22 protein-coding genes are annotated in these 18,259 nt (G+C 66.5%); 10 read left to right on the top strand and 12 right to left on the bottom strand.

Annotated elements, in window-relative coordinates; all coding sequences use genetic code 11:
* Position 1 precedes the first annotated feature (1 nt).
* From ACERIM_RS05680 to ACERIM_RS05670, 3 genes are read right to left on the bottom strand one after another with little or no spacing between them, the layout of a single operon-like run.
* Positions 2–571 carry a DNA-directed RNA polymerase gene (locus ACERIM_RS05680; protein WP_006180732.1) on the bottom strand — a complete coding sequence of 190 codons (570 nt, stop codon included), beginning with the start codon at positions 569–571 and terminating at the stop codon, positions 2–4.
* Entirely contained in the window at positions 572–964 is a 393-nt protein-coding gene (locus ACERIM_RS05675; RefSeq protein WP_006180731.1) for a PIN domain-containing protein, read from the bottom strand.
* A 1-nt stretch (position 965) separates the two neighbouring features.
* Positions 966–2,198, bottom strand: a complete 1,233-nt coding sequence (locus ACERIM_RS05670) for a translation initiation factor IF-2 subunit gamma (protein ID WP_373631675.1) — start codon at positions 2,196–2,198, stop codon at positions 966–968.
* A gap of 165 nt (positions 2,199–2,363) precedes the next feature.
* On the opposite strand from ACERIM_RS05670, the gene ACERIM_RS05665 reads away from it, so the two are divergent.
* A complete protein-coding gene (locus ACERIM_RS05665) occupies positions 2,364–3,368 on the top strand; it encodes a DUF5787 family protein (RefSeq protein WP_373631674.1) in 1,005 nt (334 codons plus the stop codon).
* Positions 3,369–3,417: 49 nt separating this feature from the next.
* Here ACERIM_RS05665 and ACERIM_RS05660 read toward each other — a convergent pair whose 3' ends face one another.
* The 3 genes from ACERIM_RS05660 to ACERIM_RS05650 all read right to left on the bottom strand — a co-directional run bounded on the left by ACERIM_RS05660 (position 3,418) and on the right by ACERIM_RS05650 (position 6,267).
* Positions 3,418–4,242 carry an MBL fold metallo-hydrolase gene (locus ACERIM_RS05660; protein WP_373631673.1) on the bottom strand — a complete coding sequence of 275 codons (825 nt, stop codon included), beginning with the start codon at positions 4,240–4,242 and terminating at the stop codon, positions 3,418–3,420.
* Positions 4,243–4,311: 69 nt separating this feature from the next.
* Positions 4,312–4,641 (bottom strand): hypothetical protein, encoded by a 330-nt coding sequence (locus ACERIM_RS05655; RefSeq protein ID WP_373631672.1) that lies wholly within the window; start codon positions 4,639–4,641, stop codon positions 4,312–4,314.
* Between the two features lie 174 nt (positions 4,642–4,815).
* The gene (locus ACERIM_RS05650; protein ID WP_006647858.1) at positions 4,816–6,267 is read right to left on the bottom strand and encodes an ATP-binding protein; all 1,452 of its coding nucleotides are present in this window, start codon (positions 6,265–6,267) and stop codon (positions 4,816–4,818) included.
* Between the two features lie 142 nt (positions 6,268–6,409).
* Here ACERIM_RS05650 and ACERIM_RS05645 point away from each other — a divergent pair, with 142 nt between their 5' ends.
* Together ACERIM_RS05645 and ACERIM_RS05640 are read left to right on the top strand one after the other, a co-directional pair.
* Positions 6,410–6,781 (top strand): universal stress protein, encoded by a 372-nt coding sequence (locus ACERIM_RS05645; RefSeq protein WP_006180139.1) that lies wholly within the window; start codon positions 6,410–6,412, stop codon positions 6,779–6,781.
* A 2-nt stretch (positions 6,782–6,783) separates the two neighbouring features.
* Entirely contained in the window at positions 6,784–7,359 is a 576-nt protein-coding gene (locus ACERIM_RS05640) for an N-acetyltransferase (RefSeq protein WP_006647859.1), read from the top strand.
* Between the two features lie 96 nt (positions 7,360–7,455).
* On the opposite strand, the gene ACERIM_RS05635 is transcribed toward ACERIM_RS05640, so the two are convergent.
* On the bottom strand, positions 7,456–7,914 hold the full coding sequence (locus ACERIM_RS05635) for a universal stress protein (protein WP_006647860.1): 459 nt from the start codon (positions 7,912–7,914) through the stop codon (positions 7,456–7,458).
* 113 nt (positions 7,915–8,027) lie between these two features.
* Here ACERIM_RS05635 and ACERIM_RS05630 point away from each other — a divergent pair, with 113 nt between their 5' ends.
* Positions 8,028–8,489 (top strand): universal stress protein, encoded by a 462-nt coding sequence (locus tag ACERIM_RS05630; protein WP_373631671.1) that lies wholly within the window; start codon positions 8,028–8,030, stop codon positions 8,487–8,489.
* Between the two features lie 80 nt (positions 8,490–8,569).
* Complete coding sequence (locus ACERIM_RS05625; protein WP_373631670.1) at positions 8,570–9,835, top strand: DHH family phosphoesterase; 1,266 nt, start codon at positions 8,570–8,572, stop codon at positions 9,833–9,835.
* Between the two features lie 310 nt (positions 9,836–10,145).
* Here the strand turns inward: ACERIM_RS05625 and ACERIM_RS05620 are convergent, their stop codons facing one another.
* From ACERIM_RS05620 to ACERIM_RS05605, 4 genes are all read right to left on the bottom strand, one after another.
* Entirely contained in the window at positions 10,146–10,841 is a 696-nt protein-coding gene (locus tag ACERIM_RS05620; RefSeq protein ID WP_373631669.1) for a hypothetical protein, read from the bottom strand.
* Between the two features lie 75 nt (positions 10,842–10,916).
* Positions 10,917–11,345, bottom strand: coding sequence for a DUF5807 family protein (locus ACERIM_RS05615; RefSeq protein ID WP_373631668.1), 429 nt, complete (start codon positions 11,343–11,345; stop codon positions 10,917–10,919).
* Positions 11,346–11,440: 95 nt separating this feature from the next.
* Complete coding sequence (locus ACERIM_RS05610) at positions 11,441–11,878, bottom strand: hypothetical protein (RefSeq protein WP_049905343.1); 438 nt, start codon at positions 11,876–11,878, stop codon at positions 11,441–11,443.
* Between the two features lie 21 nt (positions 11,879–11,899).
* Positions 11,900–12,295: a 30S ribosomal protein S6e gene (locus ACERIM_RS05605; RefSeq protein WP_006647866.1), complete on the bottom strand. Its 396-nt coding sequence runs from the start codon at positions 12,293–12,295 to the stop codon at positions 11,900–11,902.
* Positions 12,296–12,787: 492 nt separating this feature from the next.
* On the opposite strand from ACERIM_RS05605, the gene ACERIM_RS05600 reads away from it, so the two are divergent.
* From ACERIM_RS05600 to ACERIM_RS05590, 3 genes are all read left to right on the top strand, one after another.
* Complete coding sequence (locus ACERIM_RS05600; protein ID WP_006647867.1) at positions 12,788–13,066, top strand: hypothetical protein; 279 nt, start codon at positions 12,788–12,790, stop codon at positions 13,064–13,066.
* Positions 13,067–13,119: 53 nt separating this feature from the next.
* Positions 13,120–13,464, top strand: a complete 345-nt coding sequence (locus ACERIM_RS05595) for a hypothetical protein (RefSeq protein WP_006647868.1) — start codon at positions 13,120–13,122, stop codon at positions 13,462–13,464.
* A gap of 69 nt (positions 13,465–13,533) precedes the next feature.
* Positions 13,534–13,938, top strand: a complete 405-nt coding sequence (locus tag ACERIM_RS05590; protein ID WP_373631667.1) for an SHOCT domain-containing protein — start codon at positions 13,534–13,536, stop codon at positions 13,936–13,938.
* A gap of 24 nt (positions 13,939–13,962) precedes the next feature.
* Here the strand turns inward: ACERIM_RS05590 and ACERIM_RS05585 are convergent, their stop codons facing one another.
* On the bottom strand, positions 13,963–15,369 hold the full coding sequence (locus ACERIM_RS05585) for an APC family permease (RefSeq protein ID WP_373631666.1): 1,407 nt from the start codon (positions 15,367–15,369) through the stop codon (positions 13,963–13,965).
* A gap of 341 nt (positions 15,370–15,710) precedes the next feature.
* Here ACERIM_RS05585 and ACERIM_RS05580 point away from each other — a divergent pair, with 341 nt between their 5' ends.
* Both ACERIM_RS05580 and ACERIM_RS05575 read left to right on the top strand, forming a co-directional pair.
* Complete coding sequence (locus ACERIM_RS05580) at positions 15,711–17,084, top strand: aspartate aminotransferase family protein (protein ID WP_373631665.1); 1,374 nt, start codon at positions 15,711–15,713, stop codon at positions 17,082–17,084.
* Positions 17,084–18,253: an acyl-CoA dehydrogenase family protein gene (locus ACERIM_RS05575; protein WP_373631664.1), complete on the top strand. Its 1,170-nt coding sequence runs from the start codon at positions 17,084–17,086 to the stop codon at positions 18,251–18,253. The genes ACERIM_RS05580 and ACERIM_RS05575 overlap by 1 nt, the downstream gene beginning before the upstream one ends.
* The last annotated feature ends 6 nt before the right edge of the window (positions 18,254–18,259 follow it).

The raw sequence follows: 18,259 nt of genomic DNA, 5'->3' as shown, positions 1-18,259 counted from the left end.
GTTATTCACCCGCCGTGGCTTCGCGTTTCTCGTGTTCGTCCTCGAGCCAGGCGTGTTTGCCGAGGCCGGGCTGTTTCGCGGTGAGCCCGATCTTCGAGTCCCGGGGGTTGCGTTCGTCGATGCTCTTGGTGACGATGCGGGCGCGGACGGCGTCGTCGACGCCGAGCGCGCGGTCGGACTCGTTCGATGAGAGCCGCTGGTTCTCGCCGTCGAAGGCGAGATACTCGTCGCTGATCTGCGAGACGTGGAGCAGGCCGTCGACGGGGCCGATGCCGACGAAGGCACCGAACTCGACGACTTCGACGACGGTGCCGTCGACGACTTCCTGCATCTGTGGATCGAACGTCACCGCGTCGAACTCGGCCTCGTAGTACACTCCGGGGCGGTTGGGCAGGACCGTCCCCTCGCCGATATCGTGAACCTCCGTGACGGAGACGACGCTGCCCACCTCCTCGTCCATGCGCCCCTCGAGTTTGTCCTGGAGCAGTCGTTTGACTCGATCCGGCGAAACGTCGCCGAGTTCTTCCGGCGGTACTTCTACCGTGTCCTTCAGTCTAACCCGTTTGTACATCTATGGTTGAGTGATCGCTAACTTGTTTCTCCCGCGTAATGCAATTACCGGTCTCCCCGCTTCGAGGACCCGGTCGCGCAGCGGGCGGTCGTTCGTGACGACGTAGTCGACGTTGCCCTCGCGGGCGAGTTCGACCAGTGCGTCGTCGGCGTACGATGCCTCCGTGTCGACGGCGAGACAGCGCTCGGTCGCCAAGTCGTGGCCGACGGTCGCGGCCGTTCCCTCCTGCCCGCCCTTCTCGGAAAGTCGCCGGAGTTCCTCGAGGACGGCCTGTGGGATCGTCGCCTCGTAGTCGTCCAACAGCCGCTCGAGTTCCTCGAACAGCCGCACGTCGAGTTCGACCGGCATCATGAGCGCGCTCGTGTCGAGGGCGACCCGCGTCGACTGTCCCATCTCAGTCCGTCAGGGTACCGAGACCGATCAGCCGCCAGCGCGCGCCGATGCGGCGGTTGATCGCGATTTTCGTCCCCGGTTCGGCGGCGACGGGTCGCTTGAGTCGGACCTCGCACTCGCCCTCGCGGGCGCTGGTGACCGAGCCGACGGTCGTCGCCGTGCCGACGGTCATCATCAGCGGTTCGCCGGTGCTGATCTCGTCGACCGTCTCGCCCTGGTCCGCGCCGACGACCCGTTCGAGCAGGTCGACCTCCATCGTGAACTCGTTCCAGGTCGGCGGGAGCGTCCCCGGCGGGCCGGCCATCCGGCCGGCCAGCGCGTCGCCTTTGGTCAGCGAGGGGTCGAGCCCGGTCCCGACGCCGAGCAGGCCGCCCGGCGTGACGGTGTCGACGGTCTCGCCGCCGGCCTGCAGCGAGCGGATCGTCGTCTCGATGGGGACGTACTCCGTCTGGCCGCCCTCCTCAACCTCGCGGCCGGGGCGGATCTCGATCTCGTCGCCGACCTCGAGTTCGCCTTCGACGAGGCTGCCCCCGAGGACGCCGCCGGCGAGGTCCTTCGCGGACGTACCGGGTTTGTTGATGTCGAAACTGCGGGCGACGTGCATCCGGGGATCGGCGTCGGGATCCCGATCGGGGGTGGGGATCTCCTCCTCGATCGCCTGGATCAGCAGGTCGAGGTTGACCTCCTGGCCCGCGGAGACGGGGACGATCGGGGCGTCCTCGGCGACGGTGCCCGCGACGAACTCCTTGATCTGGTCGTAGTTGTTCCGGGCGGTCTCCGCATCGACGAGGTCGACCTTGTTCTGGGCGATGACGATGTTGTCGATTCCGATAATGTCCAGCGCCATCAGGTGTTCCTCCGTCTGGGGCTGGGGGACGGGTTCGTTGGCGCTGACGACCAGCACCGCGCCGTCCATCAGGGACGCGCCGGACAGCATCGTCGCCATCAGGGTCTCGTGCCCCGGGGCGTCGACGAACGAGACGGTCCGCAGCGGCTCGCTCTCGGAGCCGTCCGGACACTCCTCCTCGACGGTGTAACACTCGGGTTCATCCAGGCCGTCGCAGTGACGGAACGTGGCGTCGGCGTAGCCGAGCCTGATCGAGATTCCGCGTTTCATCTCCTCGCTGTGTTGGTCCGTCCACGAGCCGCTGAGCGCTTGCACCAGCGTCGTCTTGCCGTGGTCGACGTGACCGACGAGCCCGATGTTCACCTCCGGTTGTCGATTTCCTACCATAAGACGATGAGTAATCTTGGGTAGTGATTCCCCTGTGCGACTGATAAAGGTTGCGAGCTATCCCGTCGATTTCGAGGTCGACGGAACCGAGAGAATATCACCCGTGCTTCCGTTCCACACCGGCGATCCCGACGACTTATCTCCCGTCCGCCCCTCACACGTACCGTGTCCGAGTTCGCGTTCGAACTCGAGTTATGTGCCCGCCTCGAGGAGCGCGGCGAGGGAATCGTCGCCCGCCAGCTCGGGGGGAGCGTCGCCGATCCCGGCGGCCGGATCCTCGACGTACTCTGCGTCGAACCCGGCCCCGAGTTCGACGAGCGCGTCGAACTCACCAGTGAGACGATCCCCGACGCCGCGATCGAGTCGGCGGTCGGCACCGGGCGGGCCCGCTACTGGAAGGACGCCTTCGACTGCCACCCCGAGCGCGCCCGCAACGCCACCGAGCGGGCCAAAGAGATCGGGTTCTTCGAACGCGACCGCGAGGCCAGCGCGACCAGCAACCGCGAGTACGTCCGGCAGGTCGCCCGCTACCCCGACTGGTACGACCGCATCGTCGGGATCGAGAACAAGCCCGATCTGGGCCGGCCGGGCGACCTCGAGATGCAACTGCGGACCGACGTGAGCCTCGCCCTGCTGGACGAGGCGATCCTCGCGACCGAGAGCTACGTCACGCGCGCGCACCTGAACCGGATCCCCGACGAAGTCGGCGTCTGGCGGGTCCACCGCGACGAGACCGCCGCGGGCGACGGCCTCGAGATCGAGGTAATTCGCGAGCCGGCCCCGCTCGTGCCCGACGTGCCCGGGATCGAGCCCCTCGCCGCCCACCCGGGGCGAACGGAGATCGAGGTCGTCTCGCCCGATGCGAAAGCACGGGCTCGCCGCCGACTCGCCGAACGGGCCTACGGCAAGGGGTGGCGGACCTACGAGTTCCCAGACTGCGGCGCGTGTCGCCCGGCCGACGCGAGCGGCGCGACGCTACCGTACTGCGAGTGGACGGACCGGGTCGTCGACGCCAACACGGAGTGCGGGCCGGACTGTCCGGGCCACGAACCGGAGTCGGCGGCCGACCTCTCGACCGACCTCGAGGCCGAACGCGACCGCCGGACCGCGTGGACGGCCGATCCCGACGGCAAGCGGCGGCGACAGTCGGGACTCGATCGGTTCGGCTGACGGCCCGGCGGCCGCCGCTCGAGCGCCGGACGGACACGTTCCCCCGGATCTATAGTTCGTAGACCTCGCCGTCGACCGCCAGCGGCTCCGCGAAGGCCTCCTCGGCGGGGTAGAAGTGCGCGAGATGAACCAGCCGCGTCCGGTCGGCGTTCAGTTCCTCGGCCAGCGCGAGCGCGCCCTCGCGAGTCATGTGTTTCGTGCCGAACGTCCGAGCGACGCCGTCGGCGTCCTCGTGGCGGCCGCCCAGCGGGTGGTAGTCGGCGAGACTCGCGGGGACGATCCCGTCGGCCAGCAGGAGGTCGGCGTCGGCGAGGACGTCCCGGGACGCCTCGGGAACGTCGTAGCTCGTATCGCCCGTGATCGACAGCTTCGCGCCCGTCACGGGGTCCTCGACGGAGAGGCCGTAACAGACCAGCGGCGGGTGGTCGACCGGCACCAGGGTTACGTCGAGCCCGCAGATCCGGACCGTCTCGAGCGGCGTCGTCGGCACCACGGAGACGGGATCGAGATAATGGTAGTCGTCGTCCACCGTCTCGGCGACGCTCTTGCCCGTCTCGGGGTCGGTCTCGTCGGCCGCGTAGACCTCGAGCGAGTCTAGCACGCGGAAGACGTTGCCCAGCCCGTCGAGGTGGTCGAAGTGAATGTGGGTGATGACGGCGGCGTCGGGCAGGGGGACCTCGTCGCGGAGGAACTGGTACCGGAAGTCGGGGCTGAAGTCGATCAGCAGCGACTCGTCGACGCGCTCGTTCTCGACGTGGACCGAAAAGCGCGTGCGTTCGACGCCGCGCTCTCGAGCCGCTACGCAGGTGTCACAGTCACAACCGACGGTGGGCGTCCCGGTCGTGTCGCCGGTCCCGAGCAGGGTCACCCGCATCGTCAGTTTATCCCCCCGGCGGCGTGTCGGCGGGCCGGCTCGAAGCGGTCGCGACTCCCGACTCGTCGCCTACACATACGATCGCCCTTCCTCGATCGCCGTCCGGATGAACGGGTGGTCCGAATTCGCCTCGACCCGCTCGGCCGGCAGGACGTGTACCTCGAAGACGACGCCGTGTTCGGCCCCCACGGTTTCGGCGAGGGCCTCGAGTCGCCGCTCGCGTTCCGGGTCCGCCTCCTCGAGGACCAGCAGTACCTCGACCGACGCGTGGACGCCGCGGTCGTCGCCCCGGACGGCGTCGCCGAAGACGACGAGGTCGCGGATCGCCTCGCCGTGGTCGTCCTGTGCCCGGGCCGCGAACGTCGCCGCGGCGTCTCCCGCTGGGGCGTCATCGCTCATAGGTGCCCCTTGACAGCCGTCGCATAAAGGGTATTCCCCGCAGGACGGGCGCTCCATCGCCCCCGTTGGCGACGCAACCCCAGGTCGCGCCGTCCCCGAAGCCAACGCTCGAGGGGCGGAATCGAACCCGCTGCGAAAACGTATCGGGACGGCCTCAGACGGGCGCCGCAGGGCTCAGTGGTCGTGATCGTGGTCGTGCGAGTGGCCGCCGTCGGACCCGTGGTCCGACGAGGATCGCCTCGCGTCGCTCGGCTCACCGCCGTCGCTGGCCTTGTCGAGGTCCCCGCCAGCGACTAAGGCGTCGTGGTCGCCCTCCATCATGTCCATGTTCTTTAACGTGTCCCGCTCCTCGAACTCCTCGACGGCGTTCAGGAGGTCCTGCTGGGTCAGCGTCGTTCGGTCCTCGGTCAGGGCCTCGAGGACTGCCTCCCGGAGGACCATCCGGAGGTCGCTGCCGGTCAGTCCCTCAGTGACATCGGCGATGAGTTGGGGATCGAACTCGTCGATGTCCATCGTCCGGGTGATGAGTCCGAGGATGTCCGCCCGCATGCCCTGGTCGGGTTTGGGGAAGTTGATGATCTCGTCGAAGCGCCGCCAGGCGGCGTCGTCTAGCTGGTCGGGGTGGTTGGTCGCCCCGATGAGCAAGACGTCGTCCTCGATGAGCGAGATGTTGTCGATGCTCTTGAGGAGAGTGTTGACGGCGCGTTTGAGGGCGGCGTGTTCGTCGCTGCGGCGGGTCTTGGCGACGAAGTCGAACTCGTCGATAAAGAGGATACACGGCGAGAGTCGCTTGGCGACCTCGAAGGTCTTGTCGACGTTTTTCGCCGTCTCGCCGAGGTACTGCGAGGTGATCATCGAGAGTTTGACCTCGACGAACGGCAGGTCCATGTCCTGTGCGAGCGCCTGTGCGGTCGAGGTCTTCCCGGTGCCCGGCGGGCCAACGAACAGTAGCTTCCCGATCTCGCGCAGGCCGATGTCGGCGAGGTAGTCGCGGTGTTCGATCGCCTTCGAGATCTTGTTGAGTTCGTTCTGTTGGTCGTCGGTCAGCACGAGGTCGTCCAGCGACATGTCGACCTCCTCGGGCGCGCGGACTTCCACGAGGTCCAACATTTCCTCGTCTTCCTCCTCGTCGAAGTACTCGTTCAGGAGGCCGTCGATCCAGACCCGATCGGCCTGGATCGGCCGGTTGCGCTCCCGGGCTGCCTCGTGGGAAACGTCGAAATCGTAGTCGTCGTGGCGCTCGAAGTGTTTCGCCAGCGTCGGGTTCTCCAGCAGGCGCTCCGCGTCGACGCGTTCGGCGAACCACTCCTCGGCCATGTCCCGTTGAGCGAGGGTGATCGTCCCCGAGAACTCGTCGCGCTCGGTGAACATCAGGTCGGAAATGGCTTCCCACGGCCGGTCGACATCGGTCGCCTCGCGGGCGGTCGTGGTCGTGACCGAGAGCGGGCGATCGATCCCCGCGGGTTTGCGGCTCGAGCCCCCGTCGTCCCCGTCCTCGTCGACGCCACCGGTCCAGTAGACCCGGCGAAACGCCGGCGGGAGATCGTTCTCGTCTAACGTCCGGTCGTCCGAATACACGCTCGTCGTGAGCAGGAACTCCACGACATCGAGCGCTGCATCACTCATTCGGTCAACGTATTCACTACACGCTCTTAACAGCGTCGTCCTGCACAACGTCTGCGATTGGCTGGCTCGCGAACGGTCGGATCGACGCGATTCGGGGGCAAATGGCACAACCGTTTTCGTGTATCGGCTCACAGTCACGTGTATGAACGTGTTGCTGGGTCTGGGCGGCAGCGACGAGTCGGTGAAGACGCTGCGACGGACCATCGAGCGAACGACCGACGTCGGCGACGACCTGACCGTCGCCATCGTCGACAAACCCGAGTCGAAGCGATCGCAAGACGAAATGTGCCAGCAGGCCCGCGAGGCCCTCGACGAGGCTGGCCTCGAGGACAGGCCCGTCGAGAAACTCGAGGGCGATCCGGGCAGCGCGCTCGTCGATTACGCCGAACAGGGCGAGTACGATCAGCTGGTCATCGGCGGCGGGACGCTGAGTCCGATGGGGAAGATACAGCTCGGGCCGATCACCGAGTTCGTCCTGTTGAACGCCCCCACGACGGTCAAGTTGGTGCGATAACGATGTCGGGTTCGCGTCAGTACCCGGACGACCCGTCCGGACCGTTTCCCGCGCCGCCGACGACGATCGAGGACCGCGAGGACCGCCCCATCGAGATCCGCGCCGTCGGCTCGTTCGCCGAGGGCGCGCTCGAGGACGTCGTCGAGATGTACCTCGCGTTCGATCCCGCCGATCGGGCACAGGGGATCCCGCCGACCGGCGAGAGCCGCATCCGCAACTGGCTCGAGACGATCGGCGAGGACAGCGTCAACGTCGTCGCCTCCCACGATGGCGACGCCGTCGGCCACGCGATGTTGGTCCCCGACACCGACGATCCGTCGGCGATCGAGAACAACGCCGAGATCGAGTGGGAGCTGGCGATCTTCGTCCTGCAGGCCTATCAGCAGGCCGGGATCGGCACCGTGTTGCTCGAGAACCTACTGGGCCACGCGGCCGAGATCGGGATCGAACGCGTCTGGCTGACCGTCGAGCGCTGGAACAACCCGGCGATCGCCCTCTACGAACGGGTCGGGTTCGAATCGACGGGGACCGAGAGCTTCGAACAGGAGATGGCGATCCTGCTCGATCCCGAGGGCTGACACGGTCTACTGTAACGAGTTGCCGGTGGAACCGCAGGGCGATCGCGGTCCCACCGGCGATGACTCGCAGTCGCCCGTATGGAACGGTCGCCGTCGCTACACCGATAGCACGGGTTGGCTCGCGTAGGAGAGGACGTACTCGGCCGCCTGCTCCAAGACCTCCGCCTCGGTGCCAGTAACCGGTTCTCGAGGGAGGACGACGAAGTCGGCGTCGACGGCGTCGGCCGTGTCGAGGACGACGTTGCCCGGATGGCGGGTCTTGCGCGTCTGCGAGAAGCCGTCGTCGACGGAGGTCGCGAGGTCGACGTCCGCGTCGGCGGCGATCCGCCGGACGTCGTCGAAGAACTCCTGTGTCGTCTCCGCGACGTCGGTCTCGTCGACCGTCCCGGCGTCCAACCCGCGGACGACCCCGCGTCCGAGGACGAACAGCGCGTGGACGCTGGCGTCGTAGCGGTCCGCGACCGCGACGGCGTACTCGACGGCGGTGGCTGACTCCTCGCTCCCGTCGACCGTCACCAGGACGGTGTCGACGGTAACCGGCTCGCTGGCGTCCATACGCGGCAGTGGGTGGGCCGGCATGAAAAAGCCATCCCACCGCGGCGGCACCGGGACGCCCGTTCGCCCCGTCGAACGGGGAGGTTTAAGCGTTCCCGACCGAAACCCCCGCTATGTTCGATACCGTCGTGGTCGCGACCGACGGCTCCGACAGCGTCAAACGGGCGGTCGACGTCGCGCTCGATCTCGCCGCCCGCTTCGAGGCCGACGTCCACGCCCTCTCGGTAGTCGACGCGAGCGAAGTCGACGCCTCGCCCCAGCAGCTCCGGGACGAACTCCGCACCGCGCTCGAGACGACCTCGGACGCGGCGCTGGCCACCGTCGAGGACCGAGCCGACAGGGGGGTAACGACCGCGATCCGCGACGGCCGGCCCGCCGCCGAGATCTGCGAGTACGCCCGCGAGGTCGACGCCGACGTCGTCGCGACCGGGACCCGCGGTCGCCACGGCGAGAACCGGCTCCTGCTCGGCAGCGTCGCCGAGCGGGTCGTCCGTACCTCACCTGTGCCCGTGCTGACTGTCCGCCAGCTCGAGCCGGCCGGGGACGACGGGGGCGAGTCGGCGGTCGACGCCTGACCCCGCCGGGCGCGTCGATGCCGGCCCGTGGCGCTCTCGAGACCGGCGGTTACTTCCCCGCCGGTCACCCACGGGGAACCATGTACGACGAACTTATCGAGAGCGGCGATCTCCCGCTCTCGCGGAAATCGGTCCTCCCGGGAACCGGCTTCTTCCTGCCCGACGAACTCGAGGAGGACCTCGAAGAACAGCAGGCCGCGGCCGCCCTCGAGGGAGCCGAGGTCGCGGTCGTTGCGGATCCGGACGCCGACGGACTGGCCTGCGTGGCCCTGCTTCGCGAGGCCTACGACGACGTCCGGAACGTACCCGAACCGGAGGATTCCGGGGCCGGGGACGACGGTGCCGAACCGGTCGCCGACGCGACCGACGACGTCGACGAGGCGGCGCCCCCCGTCGCGGCCGGCGAGGACGACGACCCGCTCGAGGAACCCGAGCCGACGCCCCACGGCGTCGCCTTGATCCCCGCCAGCCCCCACGACGTCGAGGACGCACTGGCCCGCGTCGCCGAGTACGGCGACGAGGGGATCGACCTCTATGTCTGTGACCTCGCGCCGGACAAATACGAGTACGTCGAGTCGGAACTCGACGCGGCCCTCGAGACGGCCGACCGGGTCTCGTGGTACGACCACCACCAGTGGGGCGATGACGTCGCGGCGGCGGTCCGCGAGGCCGGCGTCGACCTCGTGATCGGCGACTCCGACGAGGAGTGTTCCGCCGACGTGGTCTATCGCTCGCTCGAGTACGAGTTCGACCCGATGTACGAGGAACTCGCGGCGGTCACGCGGGACCACGACCTCTGGCTACGGGAGGACCCCCGCAGCGACGATCTGGCGGACTACGCCTACTGGACCGACCCCGCCGAATACGTCGAGGTCGTCCGCGAGTACGGCGCTGACCTGCCCGCGTGGGCCGAGGACTACATCACCGAGCGCCGCGTCGAGAAGGAGGCGCTGATCGATCGCGCGGTCGGACGCGCCGAGTACCGCGAGATCGGGGGCTACACTGTCGGCGTGACCTACGGCCGCTGTTCGCAAAACGAGGTCGCGGAAGCCATGCGCGAGCAGGGTGCCGACGCCTCGGTGATCGTCAAACCCGCCGGCTCGGCCTCGATCCGGGGCACCGACGAGTTCGACCGCTGTCACGAGGTCGCGGGGAAGGTAAACGGCGGCGGCCACCCGAAGGCCGCCGGCTGCAAGCCCGACATCTACGACGACATGCTCGACTACGCGAACCACTGGACGACCCGCGGTGCGGTGACCAAGCAGGTCATCCTCGACGCGTTCCGCGAGGTCGTCGACGAGGCGGACGAGGACGGCGAGAGCGGTAGCGACGAAGACGAGAACTGACCGGCTCGAAAAGCGCCCGTGCCGATTTTTCTCCGGCTAACGGGAGGGGAGCAATCGACGTATTACTTCGCGCCGACCGACCGGTATGCGGTGGCGCGCGCTGGGGCGCGGTGAGTCACCGACGAACCGCGGCCTGACTCCGTGCGAGGGATGAGCGAGCGATCTCGGAGCGAGCGAATCGGTTGGGGAGGGTGTGGACCCTCCGTGTTGCCACGATAGCAGGACACTCGCGCCAACACCGCCGGAGAACACGCCCAATCCATCAAAATTTGAACATCACGATTCCGCTACTGCTGGCCCGAGAAATCGCTTACCCTCGAGACGCAAAGTATCGCAACACGAGCTGTAACACGTGGACGAAAACGCCGGCGACGGCGATGTAGACGCCGATCGTCTGGAGCGCGACCGACGCCGTCCGCTCGTCTCGAACCTTCCAGATCTCCCAGCCCAATCGGAGCAGGAATCCCAGGAAGATCAGGACGAAGCCGGCGAGCAACGCCGGCGTGTAGAACGTCCCGACGGCGATGGCGACGAGTCCGCCGATGAAGGCGTAGTTGGCGTAGGAGCCCCAGTGATCGAAGTCACTCGAGCGGGCGTAGACGTAGGCGGCGATGACTGCCGTCAACACTGCGACGACGACGGCCGTCACAGCGAGGACAGTCAGTTGGGACTCCCGCGGCACGAACCGCAGCACGCCGGCCCCGAAGACCCCGAAGGCCAGTTGGAGGATCACCATCCCGAGGACCGCGACCCCGGTATCGCCGCCGGCAACGCCGCGCTCGGCGACCAGTTGGCCGGCCATAATCGCCGCCCCGTAGGCGATCGCGCCGACGATCGGGAACGAAAAGAGGGCGTCGTTGAGCGCCGCCAGCGGCGTCGTCGCCAGCGCGTACATCACCGCGACGTTGATCGCCAGCAGGAGGCTCGCACCGCCGATCACCCGCGCGTCCCGACTCGAGAGACCGAACCCGCGGCGGGTCTCGGACGGCGTTCCGGTCGCGCTCATGGCGGTGAAAACGCCGGTGCGGCGCAAAAGCCTGTGGCCTACCGCTGACTGCGGGGTTGGGCCCGTGGGCGGAAGCTACGCCTCGGAGACGTTCCAGCGGTCGGAAAACGCCGTGCCACAGGTACACTGGGCGTAGGCGTGGATCACGTCACCGTCGGCGTAGATCCCGCCGACCTCTTCGTTCTGTTCCTCGGCGAAAGCGAAGACGAACTGGATCGTGTGGTCGCCGTCGTCGGCCGCGTCCGGACACTGCGCGCCCGCGAGGTCGTCGTCGATCTCCCCTTCGGTACTCATCGCGGACTTGGCGAACTCCATCGCGCCGGTACCGGTCGCCGCCTGGAACGCGTTACGGCCCCGTTCGCCGTCGACGACGATCAGCGTCCCGTCCGCGACGGGCTCACCGAACTGCGCCAAGCGGTCGTCCGAGACGAACGAATCGGCCAGAAACAGCGCCACGTCCTCGGGGCGATCGCCGGCGAGGAACTCCGCGCGTTGGTCAGTCATGGCCCCGGATTCGCGCTCGAGGTGGAAAAAGGACCGTATTCGCGGTTCGCCGCGCCATCGGTCGGCGACAGCCACGGCAGGCCGATCGCGCGTGGCTACCCGTCCTCGAGGTCCTTCGCGATCTCGCTGAGGCTGTCGCTTGGCGGTTCGCGGGCGTCGTAAAAGACCGTCTCGCCGGGCGCGCGACAGCCGTAGAGGAACTCGGGTTCGACGACGTCGATCAGCACCGAGCCGCCGAGGGGAACGTCGTGATCGTCGACCCACTCGGGAAGGCGGTCGGTCGCGCCGCTGGGATCGCGGGCACCGTCCGGCGTCTCGTAGACGCCCGGCACCGACAGCTCGTCGCCGGTCAGTGCGCGCTCGATCTGTGCGAACAGTTCCTCGCCCTCGAGGACGAGCCGGACGACCTCGTCGGTCGGAAAGGCGTCGCGGTCGTCGGCCGGCACCTCGAGTTTGACCCCGGTGGCCGTCTCCGTACACGTCGCACGGACCGTCCGCACCGAGGGATGATCGCTCGAAATTCTATCTGACATGGAAAACGGATGGCGAGGGCGTTACTCGTCGTCGCCGTCGCCGAGGAGTTCGTCGACATCGCTGCTACCGCGCTCGGAGATCGAGGCGTTGATCTGGGCAACGGCGTCGGAGACCTCGCGGCCGCGGACGGTGATCCGGCGGCGCTCGCCGTCACGGGACGGCTTGTAGCCGGTCTGTCGACCGTTCATCAGCACTTCCTTCAGGTTCGAACCGGCGACCTCGTCGTTGAGCGGGCGGCCGGCCTCGTCGGAGCCGCCGGTGATCTCGAGCGTGTAGCCATCGAGCCCGACGGCACCGCCGTCGACTTCCTCACCGATCGACTTGCCGATAAAGCGGTTCGCGTCCTGTTCCTCCGCCTCGAGCTGGTAGGACGACCCGGAATCGGGGTCGCCGACAACGACAGTGAAACTTGCCATGCCCGACGGAAGACGGCCGTCGCTCAAAAGAACATCGATCGTCACCCAACTTTTGCGCTGTCGTTCGAGAGAGCAAAGCTCTCTCGTGACTGAGCGAATCGAAGATTCGCGAGGTCCGCGAAACCGAAGGTTTCGCTTGATGACGAAAGACGCCTTTGGCGTCTTTCGAACCACGGGCCGGCTTCGCCGACCCTCGGCAAAACTTGGATGAAAAGCACTCCTCCCTCCGTTCCGAGCGCTCCGCGCTCTCCACATCGGTCGTCGGCCCGCTCGCTCGCCCGGTCTCACGGCCTTCGGCCATTCGACGTATCGCGGCGCTACGCGCCGCGTGCGGCCTCGCTCGCGGTGATAAACGGGGGGCGGCCTGCCCTCCCCCGGGTCGGACGGCTCTCGCAACGCTCGAGCCGTCCTCCCGGCCATCGAACCGTCTTCGACGCTTTGCCCGCCCGTTCCGCTCGAACAGTCAAGTACCTGCAACGCCTACCTCGAGTCGTGTTCATCGATCCGGGGCGACTCGAGGGTCGCCTGCGCGAGGAGTTCGGCGGCACGATGGGCCAATCGCGGGTCGTCGTCCGGCAGGCCGTCGACCTCGCGGACGCCGGGAAATACGAATCGGACGTCGGGACCGCGCTGACCAACGAGATCGTCCTCGAGGAGTTGGCCGACGCCCCCGAGGGAACCCCACCGGAGCGGTGGAACTGGTGGATCGGCTCGCTCGAGCTTGCATACGGCGGCTACGGCCGCTTCGACATCCGCCAGTATCGGAAATAGCGATCCGCAACGAAGAGTAACACCGATTGTCCTCCGGGCCGTAGGGGACCCCGATGAGCGAACTGTCGCGACCGGTCTGGCCGGCGTACCCGCTATCGATACTCGTCGCCGGCCTCGGCCACTGTTATCTCGGCCGGTGGAAACGCGGCGGGATCTGGTTCCTCTGTTACGGCCTCGCGCTCGTGTTCCTGAGCGCGCGAACCGTCTCGGGTGCGCTCAGCCTCGAGGAACCGTTCGTGGTGACGGCGCTGCAGTTCGACGCCGTGAGTTACACCGACGTCGCCGTCCCGCTGACGATCCTGCTGGTCTGTCTGCTCGATGTCTATCTCATCGGGCTGGCCGAACGGACCACCCTCCCGCCGGCCGGGGCGGACGACCGCCGCTCGAACAGTTCCTGACGACCCCGCCGGCGACGGCGGCCTGGGGTGGCCCCGCGTGTTTTTGTGCCCGTCGACCGAACGACGACTATGGGACGTCTCAGTTCCGTCCTGCTCAAAGGGCTCGGCGCGGTCGTCCTCGCAGTCGTCGTGCTGAGCGTCGTCGCCACGATCGTCGGCATCGCCCTCTCGGTGATCGCGGCCGTCCTCTCGTTGGTGCTGACGCTTGCCGTCCTGTCGCTGGTCGTCCTGGCCGCCGTCGGTCTGTTCTCGTTGTTCGGCGCGGACTCGAGCGCCGGGAGCGACTCGGACACGCCGGCCGAAACCCGCCCCGATCCAGAGGAACGCGTTCGCTCCCGGTACGTCGACGGCGACCTCGACGACGAGGAGTTCGAACGGGAACTCGAGCGGGTTCTCGGCGAGGAGACGGTCGGTGTCGACGACATCGAGGCCGATCGATCGCGTCGTCGGCACCGAGAAAGAGAGCGGCGGTGACGGAGCCACGGATCGGCGCGGCCGTTACTCGTCCAGCGCTTCGATTCTGCTCACCACTTCGTCGGCCGTTTCGACCGAGCTGTCGCCGGAGAACGCGTATAAGACGAGTCCGAGGACACACCAACCGAGGACGATGACCCACTCGTAGGGCCATACCAGCGCCGACTGGCCGCCCGGAAGATAGAGCGTGATGAAAATCGCCGTTGCCACGAACCCGAGGATACCGACGACGGGGCCACCGGGGACCTCGTACGGCCGATTCATCTCGGGTTCACGGTAGCGCAGAACCAGAAACGAGACGACGACGAGGAACCAGGCGACGACGATGCCGAGGCCGCCCGCGTTGACGATCCACGTAAGCATCTGTTCGCCGAAAAACGGCGCGAGCGCGGACAGGCCGCCGACCAACAGGATCGCGTTGCTCGGAGTGTTGTGTTTCGGGTGGACTTTCGAAAGGGGTTCCGGGAGCATCCCCGACTCCGAGAGTGCAAAGAGCGCTCGACTCCCGCCGATGATGAACGCGTTCCAGCTCGTGAGGATTCCCGCGACGCCCGCAAGCGCCATGAGTTGGCCGGCGGTCGAACTGTCGTACAGTTCGGCCATCGCCGCCGCCGCAGGGAGCGAACTATCGACGAGGGCACTCCCGGAGAGCGCGCGACTTGAGCCCCAGATGACGGCCATGTAGAACAGGGCGGCCAACCCGACGGCGAGGATGATCAGCAGTCCCAGCGTCCGCGCCGGAATGTCGGCTTCTTCGGCGGATTGTGGAATAACGTCGAAGCCGACGAACATAAACGGCGTCATCAATACGACGGTGAAGATGCCAGCGGTCCCGGCGCCGAACGAGCTATCGGGCGACGGTTGCCCGTTGGTAACTGCCCCGCCGATCAGGATGAGGCCGGCGAGCGCGATGATGACGGTCATGATGATCTGGAACTGCGCGGCGACCCGGATCCCGATATAGTTCAGGTACGTGATACCGAGCGTGCCGAATACGCCGACGAGAATCCACGTCGCGTACACCGGTTCGCCGGCGACGTCCCAGAGCGGGATCGCATTGAAGCCGGGAACGATAAACGCCATCGCGGACGGGAGCGCGACCGCTTCGAACGCAGCGACGGTAACGTATCCGAAGACGATCGCCCAGGTGCAAACGAACGATCCGGTCGGTCCGAGGGCGCGGAGGCTATAGACGTGTTCGCCCCCGACTAACGGCATCGCAGCGGCGAGTTCGCTGTAAATGATCGCGACGATACCGACGACGACGGCTCCCCCGAGAAACGCGACGATCGCTCCCAATGGACCCCCATCGTTGATCCAGTCACCGGCGAGGATAATCCATCCCCACCCGATCATCGCTCCGAACGCCAGAATCAGCATCTCTTTGCTTCCGAGCGCCTTCTCCAGTCCGCTCTGTGTTGTCTCTGACATGGTGTGTCTTGTGACTTCTTAACATGTACCGCATGCATACGCCCCCACTTATATCTTCCGCCAGTATTGTATATTTACCAGGAACAGGGATCTGCACTGCTAGCTATCCAACCTCACCATCCTATATTGTATATTTAGCAGAATTGCTCGGCCGGCGATTACCGGCGAGCGGACGCCCAAAGGGACTCGAGAACAGCCACTCGAAGGGACCGCACAGAACGTCACGATTCCAACCTAATTGGATAATATATGATATTCTATTCTTTGTTGGCTATATTCCTATTCTGCTGCACCGAGATAGGAACTGAACCAAATATATCCAAAGAGTGTGACTAGGGCACATGGCCGTAGGCCCATCGATCGACGAGCTTCACTTCGCGACCGAACCATCGGTCGACGAGGTGCCGGGACCGAACTCACGGAAACTACTGGAACGACAACGGGAGATCGATAGCAACGCAGTGGCGTATCCGCGCCGCGTCCCCATCGCGCTCGAGGAGGCCCGGGGAGCGACGGTTCGGGACGCCGACGGAAACACGTTCCTCGATTTCTTCGCGGGGATCGGCGTCCTGAACGTCGGTCACTCGAACCCCTACGTCCTCGAGGGGACCCAAGAGCAACTCGAGTCGATCGCACACACGATCGACTTCCCGACCGAGGCGCGGGTCGATCTCATCGAGAAACTGCGAACGATCGCCCCGGGCGGGTTGGCCGGCTCGAGCAACGTCGTGTTCGGCGGTCCGAGCGGGAGCGACGCGATCGAGGGATCGATCAAACTCGCCAAACACAACACTGGACGCCACGGAATTTTGGGCTTCGAGGGGGCGTATCACGGGACGACCGCCGGCGCGCTCAGTCTCACCGCGGGCAAGAAGTACAAAAAAGGGTACGGCCCGCTACTGGCGGACGCCGTTCACGTCCCGTATCCGACGCGGGACGCGGGCGCTGGTGGCCGGGACGCGTGTGAGCGGTGTCTCGATGCCGTCAAACGGAAGTTCGAGGCCCCCTACGGCGGTCACGAAACGCCCGCCGGCATCTGGGTCGAGCCGATCCAGGGCGAGGGGGGCGTCGTCGTGCCCCCGGAGGGCTTTCTCCAGGGGCTTCGCGACATCGCGGACGACAACGACGCGATGTTGATCGTCGACGAAATCCAGACCGGACTGGGTCGGACCGGCGAGTGGTTCGCGACCGACCACTTCGACGTGACCCCCGACGCGATCACGATGGCGAAAGCGCTGGGCGGGACCGGCCTGCCGATCGGGGCGATGCTCTATCACGAGGACTTCGATACGTGGGGGCCCGGCGGCCACGTCGGAACCTTCCGTGGCAACGCACCGGCGATGGTCGGCGGGCTGCGAGCGATCGAGTACATCGAATCCCACGACCTGCTGTCACACGCGACGGCGCTCGGACAGTATCTCCGCGATCGGCTCGACGAGGTCGCGGAGACGACGCCGGAACTGGTGGACGTGCGAGGCAAGGGGCTCTTCGTCGGCGCGGAGTTCGTCGACGCCGACGGCGCTCCCGGCGCCGATATCGTCGAAACGATCCAGACCCGCTGTTACGAGAACGGACTCCTCGTCTGGAACGCCGGCCGACACGGGAACGTCTTGCGGCTGATCCCGCCGCTCGTCCTCACCCGCGAACAGGCGGAAGTCGGGATGAACATCCTCTGTAACGCGATTCGAGCGAGTACCACGGAGGGACGGAACTGATGTTCGATTTCCTCGATCTCGAGTCGGAACTGACGGACGAAGAGCGCCTGATCCGGGACACCGCACGCGAGTTCGTCGACGATCGGGTGCGCCCGAACGTCGGCGACCACTTCGAGAACGGCACCTTCCCCACCGATCTGATCCCGGAGATGGGCGAGATGGGGTTTTACGCCCCCAATCTCGAGGGCTATGGCTCGCCGAACGTCTCCGAGACGGCCTACGGCCTGTTGATGCGGGAACTCGAGGCCTGTGACTCGGGGCTGCGCTCGATGGCCTCGGTACAGGGTGCGCTCGTGATGTACCCGATCCACACCTACGGTTCAGACGCACAGAAGGAGGAGTGGCTGCCGAAGCTCGGCAACGGTGAGGCCGTCGGCTGTTTCGGCCTCACCGAACCCGAACACGGGTCGAACCCGTCGGCGATGGAGACTCGCGCCGAAGCGGACGGTGACGGCTACGTCCTCAACGGCTCCAAAACCTGGATCACGAACTCGCCGATCGCCGATGTCGCCGTCGTCTGGGCGCGTGACACGGCGGCCGAGGACAATCCCGTTCGCGGCTTCCTCGTCGAGACCGACCGCGACGGCGTCACGACCAACAAGATCGACGACAAGCTCTCGCTGCGGGCCTCGATCACGGGCGAGATCGGCCTGAACGACGTCTACGTGCCCGAAGAGAACGTCCTCCCGGGCGTTTCCGGAATGAAAGGGCCACTGTCCTGTCTCACACAGGCTCGCTTCGGCATCGCCTGGGGTGCCGTCGGTGCCGCTCGGGACTGCTTCGAGACAGCGCGGGCGTACGCGAAAGATCGCGACCAGTTCGGCGGTCCGATCGGTCGATTCCAACTCCAGCAGCGCAAGCTCGCGGAGATGGGCACCCAGATCACGCTCGCCCAGTTGCTCGTCACCCGTCTCACCGAGCTGAAAACACGCGGCGAGATGCGTCCCCAGCACGTCTCGATGGCCAAACGCAACAACGTGCGGATGGCGCGCAACCAGTCGCGGATCGCCCGCGAGATGCTCGGCGGCAACGGCATTACCACCGACTACTCGCCGATGCGACACATGGCCAACCTCGAGACGGTCTACACCTACGAGGGTACCCACGACATCCACACGCTCGTCCTCGGCGAGGAGTTCACCGGCATCCCCGCCTATAGTAGCCGCTGAAACGAT

Source organism: Natrinema sp. H-ect1 (assembly GCF_041821105.1).
GTDB classification, from domain to species: domain Archaea; phylum Halobacteriota; class Halobacteria; order Halobacteriales; family Natrialbaceae; genus Natrinema; species Natrinema thermotolerans.
The sequence above is the reverse complement of the archived record's forward strand: the minus strand, read 5'-3'. Positions and strand labels throughout refer to the sequence as shown.